The organism is Phormidesmis sp. 146-33 (genome assembly GCF_052939515.1).
Window position 1 is genome coordinate 1 of the sequence record NZ_JBJPHU010000246.1, and the last position, 2,722, is coordinate 2,722.

The window sequence follows — 2,722 nt, forward strand, 5'->3', positions numbered from 1 at the left end:
CTCCGACAGGGGACTTTCACCCCATTAGTTCACGCCCATGCTGGGCGTACACAACACAGTGGAGCGGACGGTAGAGAGTCTTCGCACTTCGTTTTAGTTCTCTCGCCGCCGCTCACTTTAGACGTTATGCGGCTAATAATGAAAACAGACCAGAATAAATTGGGGTGCTATGGTAGCTCGGTAACAACGGAGGTTTCAATGCGTGGTCTTGAAAGCTGGGGATTTATGTGTCTTATCGGTTGTCCGTTGTTCGTCGCGCTGTCGTTGACAGTTTTGACAGGCGGATGGGCAATTGCTGGGAACATCATTGCAGTCGTACTGGGTATTCTGTCCGGCGGTCTTTATGCAGCATCGGCTCGGCAACGGTGACAATCCAACGACTAAGCAGCACTCGTGATCGCTGCATAACAATGCCCATGAACCCGACCGTTGAGAGCTGATCGGTAGGCTATGATAGCTATTAGCGGCGGGTTATGGGCAACGTTCGACTGCTACGATTGCAGAAATTGGAGCGGATATGTAAGCCTTAGATTGAATGACGGGGACTCGCATGGAGATTATAGACAGCCAAAACAGTGATGTTGCTATCTTGGGTAGCGTTGTAGTTCGTCGCCCTCATAATATTGAGGCGATCGCAGGAGTGTGTCGAGAGGCTGCTATTTTGCCTCAACTTCTCGCCCATCTCACACTCCCAGTTCCCCAAATGCAAGTTGTAGAGGTTGGAGATGAAGTCGTTGCACTTCACCGTCAACTTCCAGGTGAACCGCTCTGGTCAGTAAAAAATCTGAGCCATCTAACTAAGGAGCGTCTAGCCGCGCAGCTTGCCGATTTCTTGAAGTCATTGCATAAAATTGCGCCAGACACTTTGAATAGTATTGACTTACCCCGTATCGATCACAGATGGTGGACGAATTTTCTTGATCGAGCAGAGCAGTTTATTTTTTCCAGAGTCGCTTCGTCTACGGCTGAAGTTTTGCGTTCTCAAATTCAATTACACCTTGAGCAATTGCCGAGTCTGCCTTGTGTGTTGAGACACGGTGACTTTGGTTCGAGTAATATTTTGTGGGATGGAGAAAAGAACATAACAGGCATCATTGATTTTGCTTCATTGGGATGGGGTGATCCTGGCTGGGACATTGCGGGGCTTTTTGTCAGTTATGATCGTCCGTTTGTTGAGCAACTCATATCAACTTACCCAGCGGTTGAATCATGGTTGGATCGATCACCTTTTTATCATCTGATGTTCGCTTTAATGGAATCCATCTTTGGTGCTGAACACTCGAATCAGGAGGCTCTCAATTCTGGACTAGAAACACTTAAGTTGGTCACTTAATGTTGCTCAAGCTGCCACAGTCGAACAATCCCGCTGCACCGGAACGAAGTCAAGTTATCGGTGAGATGCAGAGGTTATCGCGTCCGGTGAGCGGGAACGTTATCTCGCTCATATCCTGCGTGGTGATAGTTGTTGAAAACTCATCTGTTTGTGGTTAGGTTTAGGTAGGATGTGAGCGATCATAGAGGTAGCCTAATTGCAATGAAGTCTGAAGTTATCACTGCGACGATCGCTGCAACAATCGCAGCAATTAGTACGATCGTTAGTATCTATAGTCAAACTTGCGTTGCAGAATTAACAGACCGTCTGACTAAGCAACGAGAATCAGCTTTTGGACTTAGGTGATTTGGAAATGAACCGTTGCTTGAGTGAATGACTTTTCAATCTCAATCAAGCATTCGGAGGAAGTTACAAGAAATTTGAGAGCAATTTTCAACTCTTTACTGGAGAACAGCGAACAATCGGTGAAATTATGATGGTTTCCCGCTTGAACAATGAGGTAGTTGAATTTGAATGTATTGGCTATGCAACGTTTGTAAAGAAGATGAGCAATCCGGAGTTCGCGAGTTGGTTCACAAATGGGATGCACCCAAGATGTCTAATGAACTGAGTGGACTCCTTGAACAGTTCGATCGCTGTTGACTGCCAGCGAATCGCACCGTATGAAAATTGTGATTCATCGGAGCTTTGAAGTACAATTTCTAAGGAAAATAGTTTCGCAGTCTAAAGATCGCGACTGTTAGGGCAATTAACTTGCAAAACCATCATGTCAGAAACACTAAATTCCCACCTGGAACCCCTCAAAATTGTGTTAGTAGAAGATGATCCAGTCATGCAGATGGGGTTGGTGCAATTTCTGTCATCACACTCGGCAATTAAGATCGTTGGAAAAGCGGCTGATGGATATGCTGCGATCGCCATCGTCAGTCAACTCCAGCCAGATTTGGTGATTATGGATGTAGGATTACCACAGCTTGATGGGATTGAAGCAACGCAGCAACTTAAAATAAAGTTGCCAAATGTCCGCATTTTGATGCTGACCTCCCATGCAGAAGAGACTGAGATTATTGCCGCATTATCCTGTGGGGCTGATGGTTATTGTATTAAAGGCACAAGTTTGCAGCAGCTTTTGAATGCGATCGCCGTTGTACAAGAAGGAGCAATTTACCTCGATCCGCAGATCGCTCGAATCGTGATTGCCCAGTTACAGCCCCCGCGATTGGCTTCGCCAAGCTCCGTAGGATCGCAAACCCCCAAAGTTGAACTGTCTCCCCGTGAATTAGAAATTTTGAAACTATTGGTGGAAGGGAAGACGAATCCAGAAATTTCAGCAATACCTCAGATCTTGCACCATTCTCAAGAAGGGGTTGCCAAATCGCCAGAAATCTG

At 46.1% G+C, this 2,722-nt stretch carries 2 protein-coding genes; both read left to right on the forward strand.

The genetic code is table 11. The features are described from left to right. Positions 1–550 precede the first annotated feature (550 nt). A complete protein-coding gene (locus ACJ2PR_RS35555) occupies positions 551–1,333 on the forward strand; it encodes a phosphotransferase family protein (RefSeq protein WP_446880591.1) in 783 nt (260 codons plus the stop codon). A 766-nt stretch (positions 1,334–2,099) separates the two neighbouring features. Continuing rightward, positions 2,100–2,722, forward strand: a 623-nt coding sequence (locus tag ACJ2PR_RS35560) for a response regulator (RefSeq protein ID WP_446880592.1), incomplete at its 3' end; no start/stop codon positions are given.

Coding starts and splice junctions, on each gene's coding strand:
- ACJ2PR_RS35555 (WP_446880591.1), top strand. CDS start 551: ATGGAGATTATAGACAGCCAAAACAGTGATGTTGCTATCTTGGGTAGC.